We start from the raw sequence: 16,183 nt of genomic DNA, 5'->3' as shown, positions 1-16,183 counted from the left end.
GCCCCTTATCGGATGGGGTTGTGGACGGTGACGAGCTTGGTGCCGTCAGGGAAGGTGGCCTCGATCTGGACATCGTGGATCATCTCCGGCACGCCCTCCATGACGTCGTCGCGGCTGAGCAGCGTGGTGCCGTAGCTCATGAGTTCGGCCACGGTGCGGCCGTCCCGTGCACCCTCGATCAGTTCGTAGCTGATGATGGCCACGGCTTCCGGATAGTTCAGTTTGAGGCCCCGCGACTGGCGCCTGCGGGCGAGGTCGGCGGCGACCACGATCATGAGTTTTTCCTGCTCACGGGGCAGCAGATGCATGAGGATCCCTTCAACGGCCTGCGGGTCGGCGTGGGACCCAGACTAAGCCCCGTTCGTTTCCACCACGTTTCCGGAGCGTCAGGTCGGGCTCCGGCAGCCGCGCCTCTCAACTGCCTCCGCTGTCAACGGTCTCTGCTCTGGTCTCCGCTGAGCCGGGCGAGGATCTCATCGTTCGACTGGACAGGCTGGCGGTATGTGGTGGACAGGATGCGCAGCATGTCCGCTGCGTCCTGGCTGTCCTCCGACGCCATGGCGTCCTTCGCATACGTCACCCGGATGTTGTGGGCGAAGGCATCCGCTCCGGTCTGGGCAATGCAGTTGTGCGTGGAGACGCCCGCCAGCACCACTTCATCGGCGCCCCAGTTCCGCAGCCGGGACAGCAGGTTGGTGCCCACGAAGGCGCTGTCCCGCGTCTTGCTCAGCTGTGGCAGCCCGTCGGTGACGAGGCCGGGCACAGCCTCCGCCTGTTTGCTGCCCCGGAAAATGAAGCCCTGGTCGTCGTCGAGCATGTTCAGCGTCCATGTGGATTTATCCCGCTCGTGCTCGGTGCCAACCAGCAGCGTCTTGTACCCACTGGACGTGAAGCCCTCAAGGAGCGTGTTGCAGGCGCTGACCAGCCGCTCCTGCTGGGCTGCCAGTTCCGGCGCCTCGAAGTAGGCGTTTTGCATGTCGATGATGAGCAGGGCAATCATGGGTGCACCTTTCGTTCACTGTGCCGGTGCCGGTGCCGATGACGTACCCGTTCGGGGACCCTGCGAAACCCCGGGCGCGAAACCTGGGCTGCAAATTTACGGTGCGGAGGCACGGATCCGCAGTTCAAATTGTGCTTCCACATGCGTGCCTTCGGCGGCTTTCCCGGATCCCTCGATCCGGTCGATCAGCAGCTGCACGGACCGCTCGGCGATCTCGTTCATGCCGGGGGCAACAGTGGTCAGCGACGGGGACGAGAACCGGGCCTCATCGATGTCGTCGAACCCGGCCACGGCAGCGTCCTCGGGCACCCTGACTCCGCGGAGCAGCAGTTCGTGCATCGCGCCCAAAGCCAGGACGTCGTTCAGTCCAAAGACGGCGTCGAACGGCTGGCCGCCGTCAAGGAGCCTGGCCACCGCCGTCGAACCGCCGTCACGGCGCCACTCCGACGGCACGATCAGGGCCGGATCGAAGGCCACACCCGCCTCGTCCAGCGCCTCCCGGTATCCGGCCAGCCGAAGTCCAGGCGAACCGGCACGGTCCCCGGGAGAGGCGCCGATCACCGCAATTCGACGCCGGCCTCCCGCCAGCAGGTGGGCCGTCATGGCCCTGGCCGCACCGACATTCTTCATGGTGACGAGGTCGAACCGCGGGTCGTCGATGTGCTCGCCGAGCATCACGAGGGGTTTGGTGCCGCGCCGGGCGGCGGCCACGGCGTCCGCGTCAAGCACCAGCGGAGTGAACAGGAGGCCATCCGTCAGCTGGCTCAGGGATCCCTGCAGGGCGGTGAGCTCGTTGGCCCTGGTCGCCGCAGACTGCTCGACCAGGACGCGGTAGTCCCGCGCGGCTGCCACAGTCATGAGCTTGGAAGCGAGCTCCGCGTAATACGGCACGGAGAGGTCGGACACCACCAGGCCCAGCATGCGGGACTTTCCGGAACGCAGGCTCCTCGCCGTCAGGTTCGCCTCATAGCCAAGCTCGGCGATGGCGTCCAGCACCTTCTGCCGGGTGGCCGGTCTGATGAACTCATAGTTGTTGAGCACATTCGACACGGTTTTGAGGGAAACTCCGGCCGCACGGGCAACATCGTTCATTGTCACGGCCATGCTGGGTCCCTTTCGCGGCAGACATCCCCCTCGGACATCTCTCTCGGATACATCGTTGCAGAATGCAGGCCGCCCCGCCCATCAAGAATTTCCCAAGGTGGGTCCCCCACCCTGTCTGCAAGGTCTCTTGGCTCTGGGGCCAGGCAACGGCGCCTGGCCCCAGCGACAATCGGCGGTGTCCTCATAAGCGGCGGCCACCGGCGGGACCGGTCCGGAAGCGGTGTCCTCCTTTGCGTTAAGCGGGTGCCACCACCGGGGCGGCCACCAAGGATCGCGGCAGGACAGGGTGGGGAACGTAGCGGCGGAAGGGGGCCGATTTGTTGCAGGGTGCAGGGGGATCCATCGAGGGATTACCCCCGTCAGAACGGCAGTTTGCTCTTGTGGTTTCCCATCATGCCCGCACACCGTACCAGGGATCCGGTCCCCGGCGCGGAGACGGGGGTCCCGGACCGGCTGGCGGCGCGGACGGCCGGGGATCCGGACTGGAGTTCCTGGCCCGGCTCGGTTCGGGACCCGTCCGCATCACTTCGGACGTTATCGCGAATCTGGACGGCGTCGCGGGAGCAGTTGTGCTTGCCACGTGCAACCGGTTCGAGGTCTATTGCGACGTCGCTCCGGCGGCCGACCCGGAAATCACCAGGAAGCACGTGCTGGATATCATCAGCACATGCTCGGGTGTCTCCGCCGACGAACTCAGCCGGGCCCTTGACTGCCTGACCGGCACCGCCCTGACCGAGCATCTCTTCTCGGTGGGTGCCGGCCTTGACTCTGCAGTGGTGGGCGAACGGGAAATCGCCGGGCAGCTGCGCCGCTCGCTTGCCTCGGCCCAGGAGACCGGATCGGCCAGCGGATCACTGGTCCGGCTCTTCCAGGCCGCCTCCCGCGCCGCCCGCGAAGTCGGATCGCTGACGGCCCTGGGTGAGGCCGGCCGGTCCATGGTGTCCGTTGCGCTGGACCTGGCCCTCTCAAAGCTGGGACGCCGGGACCTGTCCGGCCTGTCCGTGGTGCTGCTCGGCACCGGCGCCTACGCAGGATCCACCCTTGCCCTTTTGGCGGCAAGGGCGTGCCCGGCGGTGTCCGTGTTTTCCTGGTCCGGACGGGCCGAGGCCTTTGCGTCAGCCCGGGGCGCCACCGGCCTGACCTCCGAGGATCTGCCCGCTGCCGTCCGCGGAGCGGATGTGGTGATCGGCTGCAGCGGCCGCGGCGCCAGGCTCAGTGCCGGAGACTTTCGCGCCTTCCGGCAGGGCGCTGCCGTTCCGCTCGTCGTCGTCGACCTTGCCCTCAGCCGGGACTTTGAACCGGAAGCGGGCGAACTGCCCGGGCTTGACCTCATCACGCTGGAGCATGTGCGGCTAGCCTCGCCGCGTGAACAAACCGACGTCGTCCGGCAGGCCGGTGAACTGGTCCGGCAGGCCGCCCTGCGATTCGAGGAGGACCGGCAGGTGCGGCTCCTTGATCCGGCGATCGTGGCGCTGCGCCAACACATGCAGTCTGTACTGGCGGGTGAAGTGGCTCGGGTGAAGAACCAGCACGGCTGCACGGCCACCGCGGAAGCGGTGGAATTCGCCCTGCGGCGGGTGGTGCGGCAACTCCTGCATGTTCCCACCTCGAGGGCGCGCGAGCTGGCGGCAGCCGGCAGGCAGGACGAATACACCGCTGCCCTTGAAACGCTGTTCGGGCTGGACGTGGCGGCAGGCGTGAAAGTGGAGGCGGGCGCGAAAGTGGAGGCCGGCGCAAATAAAAAGTCCCCGGATTCCTGGTGCCAGGAAGCCGGGGACTTTCCACTCTTCGCTAAAAGAGTGGGCCCTGTGGGGATCGAACCCACGACCCACGGATTAAAAGTCCGATGCTCTACCAACTGAGCTAAAGGCCCAAACTGCCTGCTGAAATGCGGGCTTCAGCAGCCTGCAAACGCGAAACAGTTCCAGTCCATTTCTGGACGTTTAATACTGTACCCCAGACGGTGGCGACTTCAGCACGGCGCCCCGCCGCCGTCGTCGAACGTGTCTTCCCCGGGAGACAGCAGGGCTCCCGGCCGCTCGTGCAGGACGGGCCGGGTGCCGCAAGGGACGCTCGATTCCCGTTCTTTGCAGGAGTAGCGTGGGACCATGAGCCAGAACGCAGGAACCAGCGGCCCGGGCGGGGCGGAGCGGCACCACAAACCGAAGCCTTTTGCGCCCATAGATTTCGAACCTTTCGCAGGCGGCGCCGATCCGGCGCGTGTCTCGGAAGCTGCGCACCTGGCCGCCCAGGCCTTGGTGCGCCACGGGCGGGACAGCGATGATCCCGTCATCACCAAACGGCTGGTCAAGCTGGCCGACGAGCAGGGCCTGGAGGCAATCGCGGAGATGTGGGCTGAAAGCCCGGCACGCTCGCTGCCCGGCGCGCTGTGGCGGCTGTATGCCCTCCGCGCCGCTACCGTGCAGGATCCCGAGCGCATCTCCGTTTATTTCAAGGCGGGCAAGGACACAGCGCAGGTCTCCAATGTGGTGGCCGGCGCGGCCGAACCGCCCGGCGCCGACGAAATGAAGACCATGGCGGACGCCATCCTGTCTGGAGCCTTCGACGGCGACTTCGACGTTGCGCTGGAACGGTCCGCTGCGTTCTGCCGCGTGGTGGCGCTGGGACAGGCCACGCTCGCGGACGGTGCGGAGCATTCAAACGAGAGCCACGCGCGCAAGCTGACGCGCAACTCGCACCTGCTCGTCAAGACCGCGGAGGACCTGGAACACGCCGCCAACGCCTGGCGACTGGGTGAGCTCGACTGACCCATCAGGCCCGATCTGTCAATGTTGACTTGGCCCAGCCAAAGTAGAAGACTGAAATAGGTGCCGAACCGCGAAACCCCCGGGCTTCAACATTTAGCCGCCTAGAGCGGCCTACCGCCGAGAGGCGTATCCGGTTCGGCACCATTTTTATGCCCTCATCCAGCTGCCGGTAAAGTACTGGGTAGCTGCGGCTCCGACGTCAAGTCAAAAACCTCCCGCGGCGTCCCGCCCTGACGATCCTCCGGAGACCGGTACTCATGAAGCTGCGCCTTTTTCCCCAGGAGCCCGCAGGCCTGAACCTACTGTCGCAGCTGGCCAGGCAGATCGTTCTGGCCAGCGCCACCATGGCGGAAATCCTCGGCGCGCCGGCCACCGAACACCACCGGCTGGTGGAGGACATGCACAACCACGAGGCAAAGTCGGCTGAGCTGCACTTCGCCCTGCTGACCCACATGCGCACCAGCTTTGTGAATCCCCTCCCGCGCGAGGACATGTACGCCCTTTCGCAGTGCCTGAATGAAGCCATTGAGAAGCTGGACGCCGCGGCCGAACTCGTAGCGCTCTACAACCTGGACCGGCTGCCCAAGCGCGCGGCCGACCAGCTGGAGATCATCAGCCGCCAGGCCGAGCTGACGGCTGACGCCATGCGCCGGCTGAACAACCTGGACGACCTTGAGGACTACTGGATCGAGGTCCTGCGCCTGGCCAAGCGGGCCGAACGGACCCACCGCGTCTGGGTCGCGGACATGCTCAAGGACATGAAATCCGCCCAGTATGCCCGCAACCGGGACATCGCCAACCAGCTGGTGGACGTTACCAAAGACATGCGCCGCGTCGCCACCCAGGTGGGCAGCATCATCGTCAAGGAATCCTGAGGTGACGCTGTTCATCTTTGCCCTGGTGGTGCTCCTCACTGCGGCCTTTGCCTTCATCAACGGCTTCAGGGACGTGTCCACCTCCGTGGCCCTTGCCGTGCGGACACGCGCCCTGACCCCCACCATTGCCGTCCTGCTGGCCGCCCTTTTCAATCTCATCGGCGCCTTTCTCAGCGCCGGACTGGCCGTGGCCATCAGTCAGAACTGGGTGGCCCTCCCTCCCGGGAACAGCGGCCTGACCATCATCGCCGCCGGCCTCGCCAGCGCGTGCGCCTGGGGCCTGTTCCTGTGGTGGCGGGGCATTCCCTCCTCCTCCACTCACGCCCTCGTGGGCGGCCTGGCGGGCGCGGGAACCGCCAGCGTGCTGGTGGGCCGCAACTCCGTGGGCGGCGTGGACCAGTCACTCCTGTTCCAGGTGGTCCTCCCCCTTGCGCTCTCGCCGGTCATTGCCTTCATCGCCGCCTATCTGCTGGTATTTCCCGTCACCTGGGCCGCGCGCTACACCCAGCCGAGCGTGGTCAACAAGCGGTTCCGGGCTGCACAGTCGATCGCGGCCGGCGCCGTGGCTTTTGGCCATGGGCTGCAGGACGGCCAGCGGATCAGCGCGGTACTCATCCTGGCGTTGCTGGCCGCCGGTTACTCGGACGGCGGCTCGCTGCCGATGTGGGTGGCGCTGCTGTCCGCGGTCATGATCACGGTGGGCACGCTCTTTGGCGGCTGGCGCATCTCGCACACCATCGGCTACCGGCTCACCCGGATTGATCCGCTGCGCGGTGTGGTGGCCCAGGGGTTCAGTGCGCTCCTGCTGTTTATTGGCGCCATCGGGCTGCACTGGCCCGTCTCCACCACCCACACGGTCACGTCCGCCGTGCTTGGCGCAGGGGAAAACCAGCAGTTCGCCACCAGCCACCGCAAGCTGGTGACCCGGATCCTGTCACTGTGGGTCCTCACGCCGGCAGCCACCGCCGCAGGAGCCTTCGTCCTGGAACTGGCGCTCTCCCCGCTCATCGCCGCCTGAAAAGCCCGCAAACAACGATTGCTCCCTAACGGCCCTTTTGAGCGTTCACAAGGGCAGTTACGGAGCAATCGATGGCGGTGGGTGGGCCCACAGCCGCAGGGGTCCCCGGGCGAGCGTGCGAGCCCGGGGTGCGGCTGGGGACTATCCGAAGCGGCCGGAGACGTAGTCCTCGGTGGCCTTCTGGCTCGGGTTGTTGAAGATGGTGCTGGTCTCGGCGAACTCGATGAGCTTGCCCGGCTTGCCGGTCCCGGCGATGTTGAAGAACGCCGTCTTGTCCGAGACGCGGGCGGCCTGCTGCATGTTGTGGGTCACGATCACCACGGTGTACTGGTCCTTGAGCTCGTTGATGAGGTCCTCAACGGCCAGGGTGGAGATCGGGTCCAGAGCGGAACACGGTTCGTCCATGAGGATCACCTGCGGCTCCACGGCAATGGCGCGGGCAATGCAGAGGCGCTGCTGCTGGCCGCCGGACAGTCCCGAGCCGGGCTTCTCCAGGCGGTCCTTGACCTCGTTCCAAAGGTTGGCGCCACGGAGCGAGCGCTCCACCAGGGCATCCGCCTCGCCCTTGGAGATCTTCTGGTTGTTCAGTTTCACGCCGGCCAGGACGTTGTCCCGGATGGACATGGTGGGGAACGGGTTGGGCCGCTGGAACACCATGCCGATCTGGGAGCGCACCGTCACCGGGTCCACGCCGGGCCCGTAGAGGTTGTCGCCGTCGAGCAGCACCTCGCCCTCGACGCGGGCGCCCGGGAGCACCTCGTGCATGCGGTTCAGCGTGCGCAGGAAGGTGGACTTGCCGCAGCCCGAGGGGCCGATGAACGCCGTGACGGACTTGGCCTCGATGTTGATGCTGACGTCTTCCACGGCCAGGAAATTCCCGTAGTACACGTTCAGGTCTTTGACGTCGATGCGCTTGGACATGATGTTCCTTAACTTGCTGGTATGAATTGAAGTCTAGATCCGGGCTTCCCGGGCCGGAAGGCGATCCGGTAGGGGCGGTCCGGCCTAGCGGCCCGTCTTCGGGGCGAAGACCCGGGCAATCAGGCGGGCGCCGAGGTTGAGCAGCATCACCAGGATGATGAGCACCAGGGCCGCACCCCACGCCCGCTGCGAGGACGGGTCGGGGTTGGACGGGGAGGTGGGGTTCAGGATCTGCGTGTAGATGAACGTGGGCAGCGAAGCCATCCAACCGCCGAACACGTTGTTGTTGATGCTCGTCGCGAACCCTGCGGTCACCAGGATGGGGGCGGTCTCGCCGATAACCCGGGCAATGGCCAGGGTGACGCCCGACGCAATGCCGGAGATCGCCGTCGGCATGACCACCTTGAGGATGGTCCGCCACTTGCGGACGCCCAGCGCGTAGGAGGCCTCGCGGAGCTCGTTGGGCACGATCTTCAGCATTTCCTCGCTGGACCGCACCACCACCGGGATCATCAGCACGGACAGGGCGACGGCGGCAACGGCACCGGTCTTGGTGCCGGGCCCCACCACCGCGAAGAAGAACGCAGCAGCGAAGAGGCCGGCGACGATGGACGGGATGCCGGTCATGACGTCCACGAAGAACGTGATGGCCCGGGCCAGCGGTCGGTCGTTGCCGTACTCGACGAGGTAGATCGCCGTCAGCAGGCCCACCGGAACGGAGATGACAGTGGCTAGCAGGGTGATCTGCACGGTGCCCACGAGCGCGTGGTAGATGCCGCCGACGACCGGCCCGGTGCCTTCTGCCGCCCGGTTGTCGAAGACACCGGTGACGCCGTTCATCGAGGTGCCCAGGAAGCCGGGGTTGAGCAGGCCCGGGATGCCGTTGACCATGACGGTCCAGATAACGGAGATCAGCGGCAGCAGGGCGACCAGGAAGGCGCCCACCACCAGGCACGTGGCGAGCTTGTCCTTGGCCTTGCGGGCCCCCTCAACGGCACCGCTCCACCCCACGAGCCCGGCGGCGAAAAGAACGGCGGATACGACTCCCCACCCGAAGGCGTTGAAGCCGATCAGCGCGAGGATGGCGGCCCCGAGGACCAGCGCGACGCCCAGGACCACGTAGGGGGCGTATTTGGGCAGCTGGCCCTTTGTCAGGGCGGACCGCTTGCGGACCGGGGTCAGGGTGGAGGTCATTTAGTTGGCTCCCGAGAATTCTTTGTGCCGGCTGATGATCCACCGGGCGATCATGTTGACGGCGAGGGTGATCACGAACAGGACCAGGCCCGCGGCGATCAGCGTGCTCACCTTGAGGCCGCTGGCCTCGGGGAAATTCAGGGCGATCTCGGCGGCGATGGTCTGGTTGCCGGACTGGATCAGGCTGGCGGTGAGTGCCCCCGAGGACAGCACCAGCGCCACGGCCATGGTTTCACCCAGGGCGCGGCCGAGGCCCAGCATGACGGCGCTGATGATGCCCGGGCGGGCGAAGGGCAGCACCGACATCTTGATCATTTCCCAGCGGGTGGCGCCCAGTGCGAGGGCTGCTTCCTCGTGCAGCTTGGGGGTCTGGAGGAAGATCTCGCGGGACAGCGATGTGATGATGGGGATCACCATGACGGACAGCACGATGCCGGCGGTCAGGATGGTCTTGCCTGTGGCGGAGGCCGGACCGTGGAAGATGGGCAGCCAGCCCAAGTTCGCGGCGAGCCAGCCGTAGGCGGGCGAAATCTGCGGGGCCAGAAAGGCGGCGCCCCAGGCACCGTAGATGACGGAGGGGATCGCGGCGAGCAGGTCGATCACGTAGCCGAGGCCGGACGCGAGGCCGCGCGGGGCGAAGTGCGAGATGAAGAGGGCGACGCCGATGGACACCGGCGTGGCGATGGCCAGGGCGATGATGGCCGCAATGAGGGTGCCGACGACGATCGGCCAGATGTAGGCGAAGAAGCCCTCGCCGCCCTGGATGTCCGCGGCCGGGGCCGTGAAGGCGGGAATCGCCTGAATGACGAGGAAGAGCGCCACGCCGAACAGCACGGCAAGAATCAGGCAGCCTGCCGCCAGGGCCGCTCCGGAGAAGACTTTGTCCCCGGCGCGGCCGGCGCCTCGGGAACTGGTCAGGGAGGTGGTGGTCATACCCGGCCCTTCGGTGTTGTTGATGCGTCAGATGTGAATCGGGGTGGAACCGCGCTTACACGGCTAAGTTCCCCGCCCTGCCTGGCGGCTGGGCGGGGAACCTCGGCGAACAGGACAGACGTTACGACTTGACCTTGATCGTCTCGATGGCCTTGGCGGCCTTCTCTGCCAGTGCGGCGGAGATCGGAGCCGACTTGGCGGACTCGGCGGCAGCGTTCTGGCCCTCTTCGGAAACTACGTAGGTCTCGAAAGCCTTGACCAGGTCGACCGTTTCCTGCTTGTCGTACGTGGAGCAGACGATGTGGTAGGAAACCAGGACCACCGGGTAGGCGCCGGATTCGGTGGTGGTGCGGTCAAGCTTGATGGCGCCGTCGGTGTCGGCGCGGCCGTCAACCGGCTTGCCGGCGTCGACTGCCTTGGAGGCGGCTTCCGGGGAGATCTTGACGAACTCGGAGCCGACCTTGATCTGGGCGATGCCCAGCTTGCCGCCAACGGCGGAGTCGTCTGCGTAGGTCACGGCGCCCGGGGTGTCGGTGACGGTCTTGACCACGCCGGACGTGCCCTTGGCGTTCTCGCCCTTGAGGGATGCAGGCCAGATGCCGTCGGCCTTGTCCTTCCAGACATCGGGAGCCGCGGCGGAGAGGTACTCGGTGAAGTTCTTGGTGGTGCCGGAGTCGTCAGAGCGGCTCACCGGGGTAACGGCGAGGTCCGGGAGCTTGGCGTCCGGGTTCAGTGCCGCGATGGCGGGGTCGTTCCACTTAGCGATCTCGCCGCGGAAGATCTTGGCCGCGGTGGGGGCGTCCAGCTTCAGCTCGGTGACGTCCGGCAGGTTGAAGGCAATGGCGATCGGCGAGATGTAGACGGGGATCTCGATGGCACCCTCGGGGCCGCAGACCTTCTTGGCCGATGCCAGTTCCTCGTCCTTCAGGTAGGCGTCGGACCCGGCGAACTGTGCCGAACCGTCGAGGATGGCCTTGCGCCCGGCACCGGAGCCGTCCGGGGAGTACTGGACGGTGGCGCCCTGGTTGGCGGAGGCGAAGTTGGTCTTCCAGACGTCCATGGCCGCGCCCTGCGCGGAGGAGCCGATGCCGGTCAGGGTGCCGGTGACCTTGGTGCCGGCGGCGGAGGCGCTGCCTGCCGGAGCGGTGTTCGTGGCATTGTCTGAACCACAGGCGGTGAGCGCGAGTGCGCCGGCGGCGATAACAGCGATAGCCGCATGGCGGCCGAAGCGGAGTGCCTTCACTGGGTGTACCCCTTCCAGGGTTTTTCGATGCGGTGCGGACCGGAGACGTCCGAACGTGACATGCGTACTTTTTGTACCTTCACTGAAGTTATGGGCCGCAGGTAACAAGTTTTGGGGTCCGAGGTGAACGCAGGGTTAACGACGGCGGGCCATTGGCTTACAGATGCTGGGTTGCCATTGCGTTAGTTGCGCCACAGTCGTAGTGATTCGGCAACAGCTTTATCAGCCTTAACAGGGGCCCCACGTGGCACGATGGGCTCATGGAAACTTCAGGACCGCTGGACGCGCGCCAGTGGGGTGAGGGGCCGCCGTCGGACGCCGACGTGGACCTGTACCGCAGGCTAAGTTCGGACATCACCGCAGGCGTCGCCGTCGTTTCCACCCGGCTGCGGAACAGGGACTACGCTGCCACGGTCAGCGGCTTCCTTTCGGTGTCGTACGACCCGCCGACCATGCTGGTCAGTCTGTACGCGGAATCCCGCATTGGCGAGGCGGTGGAGGAAGCCGGCTCCTGGGCACTGAGCGTGCTGTCCGGCAAGCACGAGGGCACGGCGACGTGGCTGGCCAGTCCGGGGGACACCGCTGCACGGGCTGCTGGCGCAGGTCCCGTTCCGGCGCGGGCCGGCCACGGGATCCGCGATCATCGACGGCTGCCTCGCGTACTTCGAGCTGCGGACCGTTTCGGTCCATGCTGCCGCCACCCACCTGCTTGTTGTGGGAAACGTTGTGGCCATGGGCAGTGGGGCGGAACCGTCCGAGGTTCCGGACCCGCTGGTGCATTTCGGCTCGGAGTTCCGCCGGCTGGCACCGTAAACCGTTCAGCCCACAACCCCGCTGGCGCAGTAATAAGGGTGCGTTCCGCCGGGAATCCCGGCGGAACGCACCCTGTTGTCAGTCGTGTTTGGGGCTACTCGAGGTGGACGGGTTGGGCCGGACGGCCTGCCGGAGCGGGCTGCCGTCCCCGGAAGAACCACGCCAGCAGCACCGTCCCCAGCACGGCGATGGCGGTGGAGACCATGGCAAGTCCGGGAACCGCCGGGAGGACAAGAAAGACGACGGCGGCTGCCACGGCCAGGGCGATGACCGTGGTCCGGGGCTGCTTCATGGAGACGATGGCCTGGACCAGCACGGCGCCGAGGACGGCGGGCAGCACGTACAGCCGGGTCACATTCATGACGGCAGGCGGAATAACGCTGATGAGCCAGCTGCCCAGCAGCCCCACGAAAATGGCGAGTGAGGCCAAGTGGACCGCGGCCGCACCGCAGATGGCCACGACGGATGCGAGCTGGCCCCGGCGGGTTCCGGGCTGCGCGCCGATGTTCGTCTGCGCGATGAGAGCCGCCGGCAGGAGCTTGTTGGAGATGTTGCCGATCATAAAGGCCTGGTACATGGCGGCCGGTCCAAGGATGGGGTAGTACGTCAGCGGCTCGACGATCCAGATGATCCCGAATGTGGCGGCGACGGCAGCGAAGGCGATCCAGAGCTGCGCAGGCGCAATGTCCAGTCCTCCGGCGAAGACGAGATACAGGGGGCCGGCGACGGAGACCAGCAGGCCCGCGATCATGGTGGCCCGTCCCCAGCGCGAGGTGGTGCGGTCAAACTCAGTCATGGCTTGGTCCATGGTGGCTGGTGCGGTGCTGGTGGCTGTCATACCTGGATTCCTGTCCGTTAGTTTCGGGGGTGCCGGATTGGCGCGGCCGGGGTTCCGGCGGGTCGCTTTGTGGTTTGCGCCGGTCAGCTGCCGGACGCGAGAAGTGCGGCGCCAAGGGCGGCAACGATCGAGATGCCCAGGCCCCACTCCCTCAGCCAGCTCTTGCCGAATGCCCTGGCCAGCAGCAGGGACAGCGCCATGACGGCGGCGGATACGGCGAAGGTGACCACGTGGGTGCCGGACTTTGGCAGCTCGGTGAACCCCAGGCACGCGAAAGCTCCGATGAGGGCCGCCGCGGGGACTATGGCCATGGCCGCCGGGCTGATCGCGCGTACCTTCGCGTCGCCGCGGCGGAGAAGCGGGGTGAGGATCAGCGTGGCGATCATCCACATGGCTCCGCCGATGCTCATGGCAAAGAACGCCACTGCGAAAACGCTTTGGGTATAGCTCTCGTCGCCGAGCTTGGCTCCCAGGGTGCCCGCCGCGATGCCGGCCGCCGAGACGTCGTAGGCTGCGGAGCCGATCAGTCCGATCCTGGACAGCACGGCGGGTGCACCGAAAAGTGCCAGCAGCGCAATGGCCACCAGCGCAACGGCGAGCGAGGGGCCGATCGCGGAGACAGCCCCGGACCGGAACGACGTCCTTATGTCCCGTGGTGTCATCTGCACCGACGGTGCCGCCCGGCGGACTGCCCGGAGGAAGATCAGTGACTGGACCACGATGACGCCGAAGACACCGGCCACGCAGAGCCAGAGGACGGGGGCGTTGGCGATTGCAAGGATGTCCGTGGAGCCGGTGGGTGCCAGGGGTGCGTGCATGGGAGCCTCCTGTTAGGGCCCGCTGGGGGCCGGCGATGCTGATGCCGCGGGCAGGACCGCCGCGTTGCGGGATCTGGGCCGCCGACCGGATCGGCCAGCAGGTTAGGAATACTGTCCGGGACGCCGGCTCGCGACCGCAAGGGATGGCGGAATCGGCCAAAATTCTGGCCGGATCAGTCAGGCCGCGGATTCACCTGCCGATGCCTTCCGCTGGACGCTCCCGGTCCTCCACACTTCAGGTAAGTACAACCGCGCACTCTTGAACCACTGCCCGAAGGAGCACCATGTCTGACGTGATCAGCAAACTTTCCGCCGTCGAGCTCACCGCCGCCATCAGGAACAGGGAAATCTCGGCGAGGGAGGCCCTTGACTGCCACCTCAAACGCATTGCCGAAGTGAATCCCCGGCTCAACGCAGTGGTGACACTCGACGCCGAGGGCGCCGCGGAACTGGCAGCCCGCGCCGACGAGCTCACAGTCTCCGGCAACGAGCTGCCGCCCCTGCACGGCCTGCCCCTGACCCACAAGGACACGAACAACACCGCCGGAATGCGCACCACCCAGGGCTCGGTGGTGCTGAAGGACTTCGTGCCGGCCAAGGACGACCTGATCATCGCCCGGCTCAAGGCCGCCGGCGTGGTCAGCACGGGAAAGACCAACGTTCCCGAGTTCGGGGCCGGCTCCCACACGTTCAACGACCTCTTCGGCACCACCACTAATCCGTACGCGCCGGCCCTCAGTGCAGGCGGAAGCAGCGGCGGGGTGGCCGCCGTCGTGGGTTCCCGCGTGCAGCCGATGGGTGACGGCAGCGACATGGGCGGCTCGCTGCGGATCCCCGCGTCCTTCTGCAATATCGTCGGATTCCGGCCGTCCCAGGCCGTCATTCCCATGCCGTCCGATATCAACGCCTGGTCCTGGCTGGGGCGGACCGGCCCGATGGCGCGCACTGTGGAGGACATCGCCCTGTTCATGTCGGTCACCGCTGGACGGGATCCACGCGTGCCCCACCCCCAGGTGGTTGATCCGGCCGAATTCAGGGCGGGGCTCGAGACCGACATGCGCGGGGTCCGGATCGGCTGGTCCCGGGACTTTGGCATTGGTGTTCCGGTGGAACCGGAAATCGCCGACCACCTGGAACGCCAGCTCGCGGTGTTCGAGGAACTGGGAGCCGTGGTGGAGGAGGCCTGCCCGGATTTCAGCGAGGCGGATCTGGTATTCGGCAACACGCGCGCACTGGACTTCGCAGCCGGGCTGGGCGGGCTGGTCGCCGAATCAGGCGAGCTCATCAAGCCGGAGGTGCGGTGGAACGTCGGCAAGGGCCAGGCCCTCACCGCCGAGGACATCATTGCCACCAACGCCGCCCGCACCCGGCTGGAATACAGCGTCCAGGGCTTCTTCAGCCGCTACGACATTTTTGCGAGCCCGTGCGCGCAGGTGCTGCCGTTCGATGCGTGCCTGCGCTACCCGCAGGAGGTGGCCGGTGTCCCTTCCGAAACCTATCTGGACTGGATGCGGTCGGCGTGCCTGCTCTCGGCCACCGGCCTGCCGGTGCTGAGCCTGCCTGCCGGGTTCAGCCGGTCCGGGCTGCCTATCGGGTTGCAGCTGGCCTCCAACCACTACACCGACGTGCAGCTGCTGCGCTGGGCGAGGGCATTCGAACAGGAGACGGACTACGCAGCCATCGCCCCTAAACTGGCAGGCCTCAGCCAGCCCGCATGATCCGACCGCCGCGTTTGCGGGCATCCAGCAGCACGGACACGTCTACGCCGGAGGCCTGCGCCGCCCATTCTGACGCCGTTATGAGGCGGTACAGGGACGCCAGATCGGGCACGGTCACGTCGGCCACGATCTGGTAGTCACCGGCAAGCGCTGCCGCGTAGCGCACGGTGGGCAGCCCGGCCAGGTTCTTGCCGAGCTGCTCCACCTGGTGCGGCGCCGCCCTGATCCACAGCAGCGCCTCGACGGCGAGCCCGAGGGCGGCCGGTTCCACCACCACGCGGGGCTGGACCTGGTTGTTGGCGAGCAGCCATTCGCAGCGCCGGCGGGCCGTTGCCTCCGAAACTCCGACGCGCCTGGCCAGAGCCTCGAAGCTGATCCGCCCATCCGCGCAGAGGGCCTCCACGAGCTCGGTGTCCTGGCGGTTCAGGACCTGCCGGACTGCGTACACGCCCGTGTCCGCAGCGACCGGCGAGCGCAGGGCATCTGCCTGCTCCGGGGTGAGCATCTCCGGCCTCCAGCCCTGGATGGTCCGGAAATACCGCAGCACCGGATAGCTCACGGAGTGCCGCAGCCCGATCGTGGAGGGCAGTTCATCGGAGAGGATGTCCCCCATCCTGTCCGGGTCCGTGAGGATTTCGGCCACGCAGTCGCCATTGCCGGTGACGGTGTAAACGAACGTGGTGTCGGGGCGCTGCGCGAGCGACTGTGCGGCCGCGCGGGCCGTGCCCGGCGTGCAGCGCATTTCCACCAGCATCGACGCCGGATGCGGCCGCACGGCAGCGATGGAGACGGCGCCGGATTCCAAAAGCTGCGCCCCGCGGCGGGCCACGGTGCGTTCCGGTTCGCCCAGGACGGCGGCCATCTTGCGCCAGGGGCAGCGGGGATCCAGCTGCAAGGCAGCCACAATCTGGCGCTCCAGTGAATCGAGCAGGATCATCCT

15 protein-coding genes, 1 tRNA gene and 2 pseudogenes are annotated in these 16,183 nt (G+C 66.8%); 7 read left to right on the top strand and 11 right to left on the bottom strand.

Annotated features, from left to right (window positions below; translation table 11 throughout):
• Positions 1–5 precede the first annotated feature (5 nt).
• The 3 genes from QF036_RS03285 to QF036_RS03275 all read right to left on the bottom strand — a co-directional run bounded on the left by QF036_RS03285 (position 6) and on the right by QF036_RS03275 (position 2,104).
• Positions 6–308, bottom strand: a complete 303-nt coding sequence (locus QF036_RS03285; protein WP_307099209.1) for an urease subunit gamma — start codon at positions 306–308, stop codon at positions 6–8.
• Between the two features lie 122 nt (positions 309–430).
• A complete protein-coding gene (locus QF036_RS03280; RefSeq protein ID WP_307099207.1) occupies positions 431–1,000 on the bottom strand; it encodes a cysteine hydrolase family protein in 570 nt (189 codons plus the stop codon).
• Positions 1,001–1,096: 96 nt separating this feature from the next.
• A complete protein-coding gene (locus tag QF036_RS03275; protein ID WP_307099205.1) occupies positions 1,097–2,104 on the bottom strand; it encodes a LacI family DNA-binding transcriptional regulator in 1,008 nt (335 codons plus the stop codon).
• Positions 2,105–2,484: 380 nt separating this feature from the next.
• On the opposite strand from QF036_RS03275, the pseudogene QF036_RS25215 reads away from it, so the two are divergent.
• Positions 2,485–3,783, top strand: a pseudogene (locus tag QF036_RS25215) (glutamyl-tRNA reductase); the annotation flags it as partial.
• Between the two features lie 121 nt (positions 3,784–3,904).
• On the opposite strand, the gene QF036_RS03260 reads toward QF036_RS25215, so the two are convergent.
• Positions 3,905–3,977: transfer RNA gene (locus QF036_RS03260), tRNA-Lys, on the bottom strand.
• A 235-nt stretch (positions 3,978–4,212) separates the two neighbouring features.
• Between QF036_RS03260 and QF036_RS03255 the strand changes: the two genes are divergently transcribed.
• The 3 genes from QF036_RS03255 (at position 4,213) to QF036_RS03245 (ending at position 6,765) form a co-directional block, all read left to right on the top strand.
• Positions 4,213–4,872 carry a hypothetical protein gene (locus tag QF036_RS03255; protein WP_003799392.1) on the top strand — a complete coding sequence of 220 codons (660 nt, stop codon included), beginning with the start codon at positions 4,213–4,215 and terminating at the stop codon, positions 4,870–4,872.
• A 257-nt stretch (positions 4,873–5,129) separates the two neighbouring features.
• Positions 5,130–5,747, top strand: coding sequence for a DUF47 domain-containing protein (locus QF036_RS03250; protein WP_307099199.1), 618 nt, complete (start codon positions 5,130–5,132; stop codon positions 5,745–5,747).
• Between the two features lies 1 nt (position 5,748).
• On the top strand, positions 5,749–6,765 hold the full coding sequence (locus QF036_RS03245; protein ID WP_307099197.1) for an inorganic phosphate transporter: 1,017 nt from the start codon (positions 5,749–5,751) through the stop codon (positions 6,763–6,765).
• A gap of 141 nt (positions 6,766–6,906) precedes the next feature.
• On the opposite strand, the gene pstB is transcribed toward QF036_RS03245, so the two are convergent.
• From pstB to pstS, 4 genes are all read right to left on the bottom strand, one after another.
• Positions 6,907–7,686, bottom strand: a complete 780-nt coding sequence (gene pstB / locus QF036_RS03240) for a phosphate ABC transporter ATP-binding protein PstB (RefSeq protein WP_003799400.1) — start codon at positions 7,684–7,686, stop codon at positions 6,907–6,909.
• A gap of 84 nt (positions 7,687–7,770) precedes the next feature.
• A complete protein-coding gene (gene pstA, locus QF036_RS03235; protein ID WP_307099195.1) occupies positions 7,771–8,880 on the bottom strand; it encodes a phosphate ABC transporter permease PstA in 1,110 nt (369 codons plus the stop codon).
• Positions 8,881–9,813, bottom strand: a complete 933-nt coding sequence (gene pstC, locus QF036_RS03230; RefSeq protein WP_307099193.1) for a phosphate ABC transporter permease subunit PstC — start codon at positions 9,811–9,813, stop codon at positions 8,881–8,883.
• Between the two features lie 121 nt (positions 9,814–9,934).
• A complete protein-coding gene (gene pstS / locus QF036_RS03225) occupies positions 9,935–11,056 on the bottom strand; it encodes a phosphate ABC transporter substrate-binding protein PstS (protein ID WP_307099191.1) in 1,122 nt (373 codons plus the stop codon).
• Between the two features lie 260 nt (positions 11,057–11,316).
• Here pstS and QF036_RS03220 point away from each other — a divergent pair.
• Positions 11,317–11,613, top strand: a pseudogene (locus tag QF036_RS03220) (flavin reductase family protein); the annotation flags it as partial.
• Between the two features lie 25 nt (positions 11,614–11,638).
• Entirely contained in the window at positions 11,639–11,869 is a 231-nt protein-coding gene (locus QF036_RS03215; RefSeq protein ID WP_307105741.1) for a flavin reductase, read from the top strand.
• 94 nt (positions 11,870–11,963) lie between these two features.
• Here the strand turns inward: QF036_RS03215 and QF036_RS03210 are convergent, their stop codons facing one another.
• Together QF036_RS03210 and QF036_RS03205 are read right to left on the bottom strand one after the other, a co-directional pair.
• A complete protein-coding gene (locus QF036_RS03210) occupies positions 11,964–12,707 on the bottom strand; it encodes a hypothetical protein (RefSeq protein WP_307099190.1) in 744 nt (247 codons plus the stop codon).
• Positions 12,708–12,790: 83 nt separating this feature from the next.
• Positions 12,791–13,525 carry a DUF5058 family protein gene (locus tag QF036_RS03205; RefSeq protein ID WP_307099188.1) on the bottom strand — a complete coding sequence of 245 codons (735 nt, stop codon included), beginning with the start codon at positions 13,523–13,525 and terminating at the stop codon, positions 12,791–12,793.
• A 284-nt stretch (positions 13,526–13,809) separates the two neighbouring features.
• Between QF036_RS03205 and QF036_RS03200 the strand changes: the two genes are divergently transcribed.
• Positions 13,810–15,243, top strand: coding sequence for an amidase (locus QF036_RS03200; RefSeq protein ID WP_307099186.1), 1,434 nt, complete (start codon positions 13,810–13,812; stop codon positions 15,241–15,243).
• Here the strand turns inward: QF036_RS03200 and QF036_RS03195 are convergent.
• Positions 15,227–16,180, bottom strand: a complete 954-nt coding sequence (locus QF036_RS03195) for an Lrp/AsnC family transcriptional regulator (protein WP_307099184.1) — start codon at positions 16,178–16,180, stop codon at positions 15,227–15,229. The genes QF036_RS03200 and QF036_RS03195 overlap by 17 nt on opposite strands.
• Between the last annotated feature and the right edge of the window lie 3 nt (positions 16,181–16,183).

This window comes from Arthrobacter globiformis, assembly GCF_030817195.1.
Lineage (GTDB): Bacteria > Actinomycetota > Actinomycetes > Actinomycetales > Micrococcaceae > Arthrobacter > Arthrobacter globiformis_D.
The sequence above is the reverse complement of the archived record's forward strand: the minus strand, read 5'-3'. Positions and strand labels throughout refer to the sequence as shown.

Excerpts from the sequence above, each read along its gene's own strand:
- QF036_RS03285 (WP_307099209.1), bottom strand. The coding sequence starts at position 308 with ATGCATCTGCTGCCCCGTGAGCAGGAAAAACTCATGATCGTGGTCGCC.
- QF036_RS03280 (WP_307099207.1), bottom strand. The coding sequence starts at position 1,000 with ATGATTGCCCTGCTCATCATCGACATGCAAAACGCCTACTTCGAGGCG.
- QF036_RS03275 (WP_307099205.1), bottom strand. The coding sequence starts at position 2,104 with ATGGCCGTGACAATGAACGATGTTGCCCGTGCGGCCGGAGTTTCCCTC.
- QF036_RS03255 (WP_003799392.1), top strand. The coding sequence starts at position 4,213 with ATGAGCCAGAACGCAGGAACCAGCGGCCCGGGCGGGGCGGAGCGGCAC.
- QF036_RS03250 (WP_307099199.1), top strand. The coding sequence starts at position 5,130 with ATGAAGCTGCGCCTTTTTCCCCAGGAGCCCGCAGGCCTGAACCTACTG.
- pstB (WP_003799400.1), bottom strand. The coding sequence starts at position 7,686 with ATGTCCAAGCGCATCGACGTCAAAGACCTGAACGTGTACTACGGGAAT.
- pstA (WP_307099195.1), bottom strand. The coding sequence starts at position 8,880 with ATGACCTCCACCCTGACCCCGGTCCGCAAGCGGTCCGCCCTGACAAAG.
- pstC (WP_307099193.1), bottom strand. The coding sequence starts at position 9,813 with ATGACCACCACCTCCCTGACCAGTTCCCGAGGCGCCGGCCGCGCCGGG.
- QF036_RS03210 (WP_307099190.1), bottom strand. The coding sequence starts at position 12,707 with ATGACAGCCACCAGCACCGCACCAGCCACCATGGACCAAGCCATGACT.
- QF036_RS03205 (WP_307099188.1), bottom strand. The coding sequence starts at position 13,525 with ATGCACGCACCCCTGGCACCCACCGGCTCCACGGACATCCTTGCAATC.
- QF036_RS03200 (WP_307099186.1), top strand. The coding sequence starts at position 13,810 with ATGTCTGACGTGATCAGCAAACTTTCCGCCGTCGAGCTCACCGCCGCC.
- QF036_RS03195 (WP_307099184.1), bottom strand. The coding sequence starts at position 16,180 with ATGATCCTGCTCGATTCACTGGAGCGCCAGATTGTGGCTGCCTTGCAG.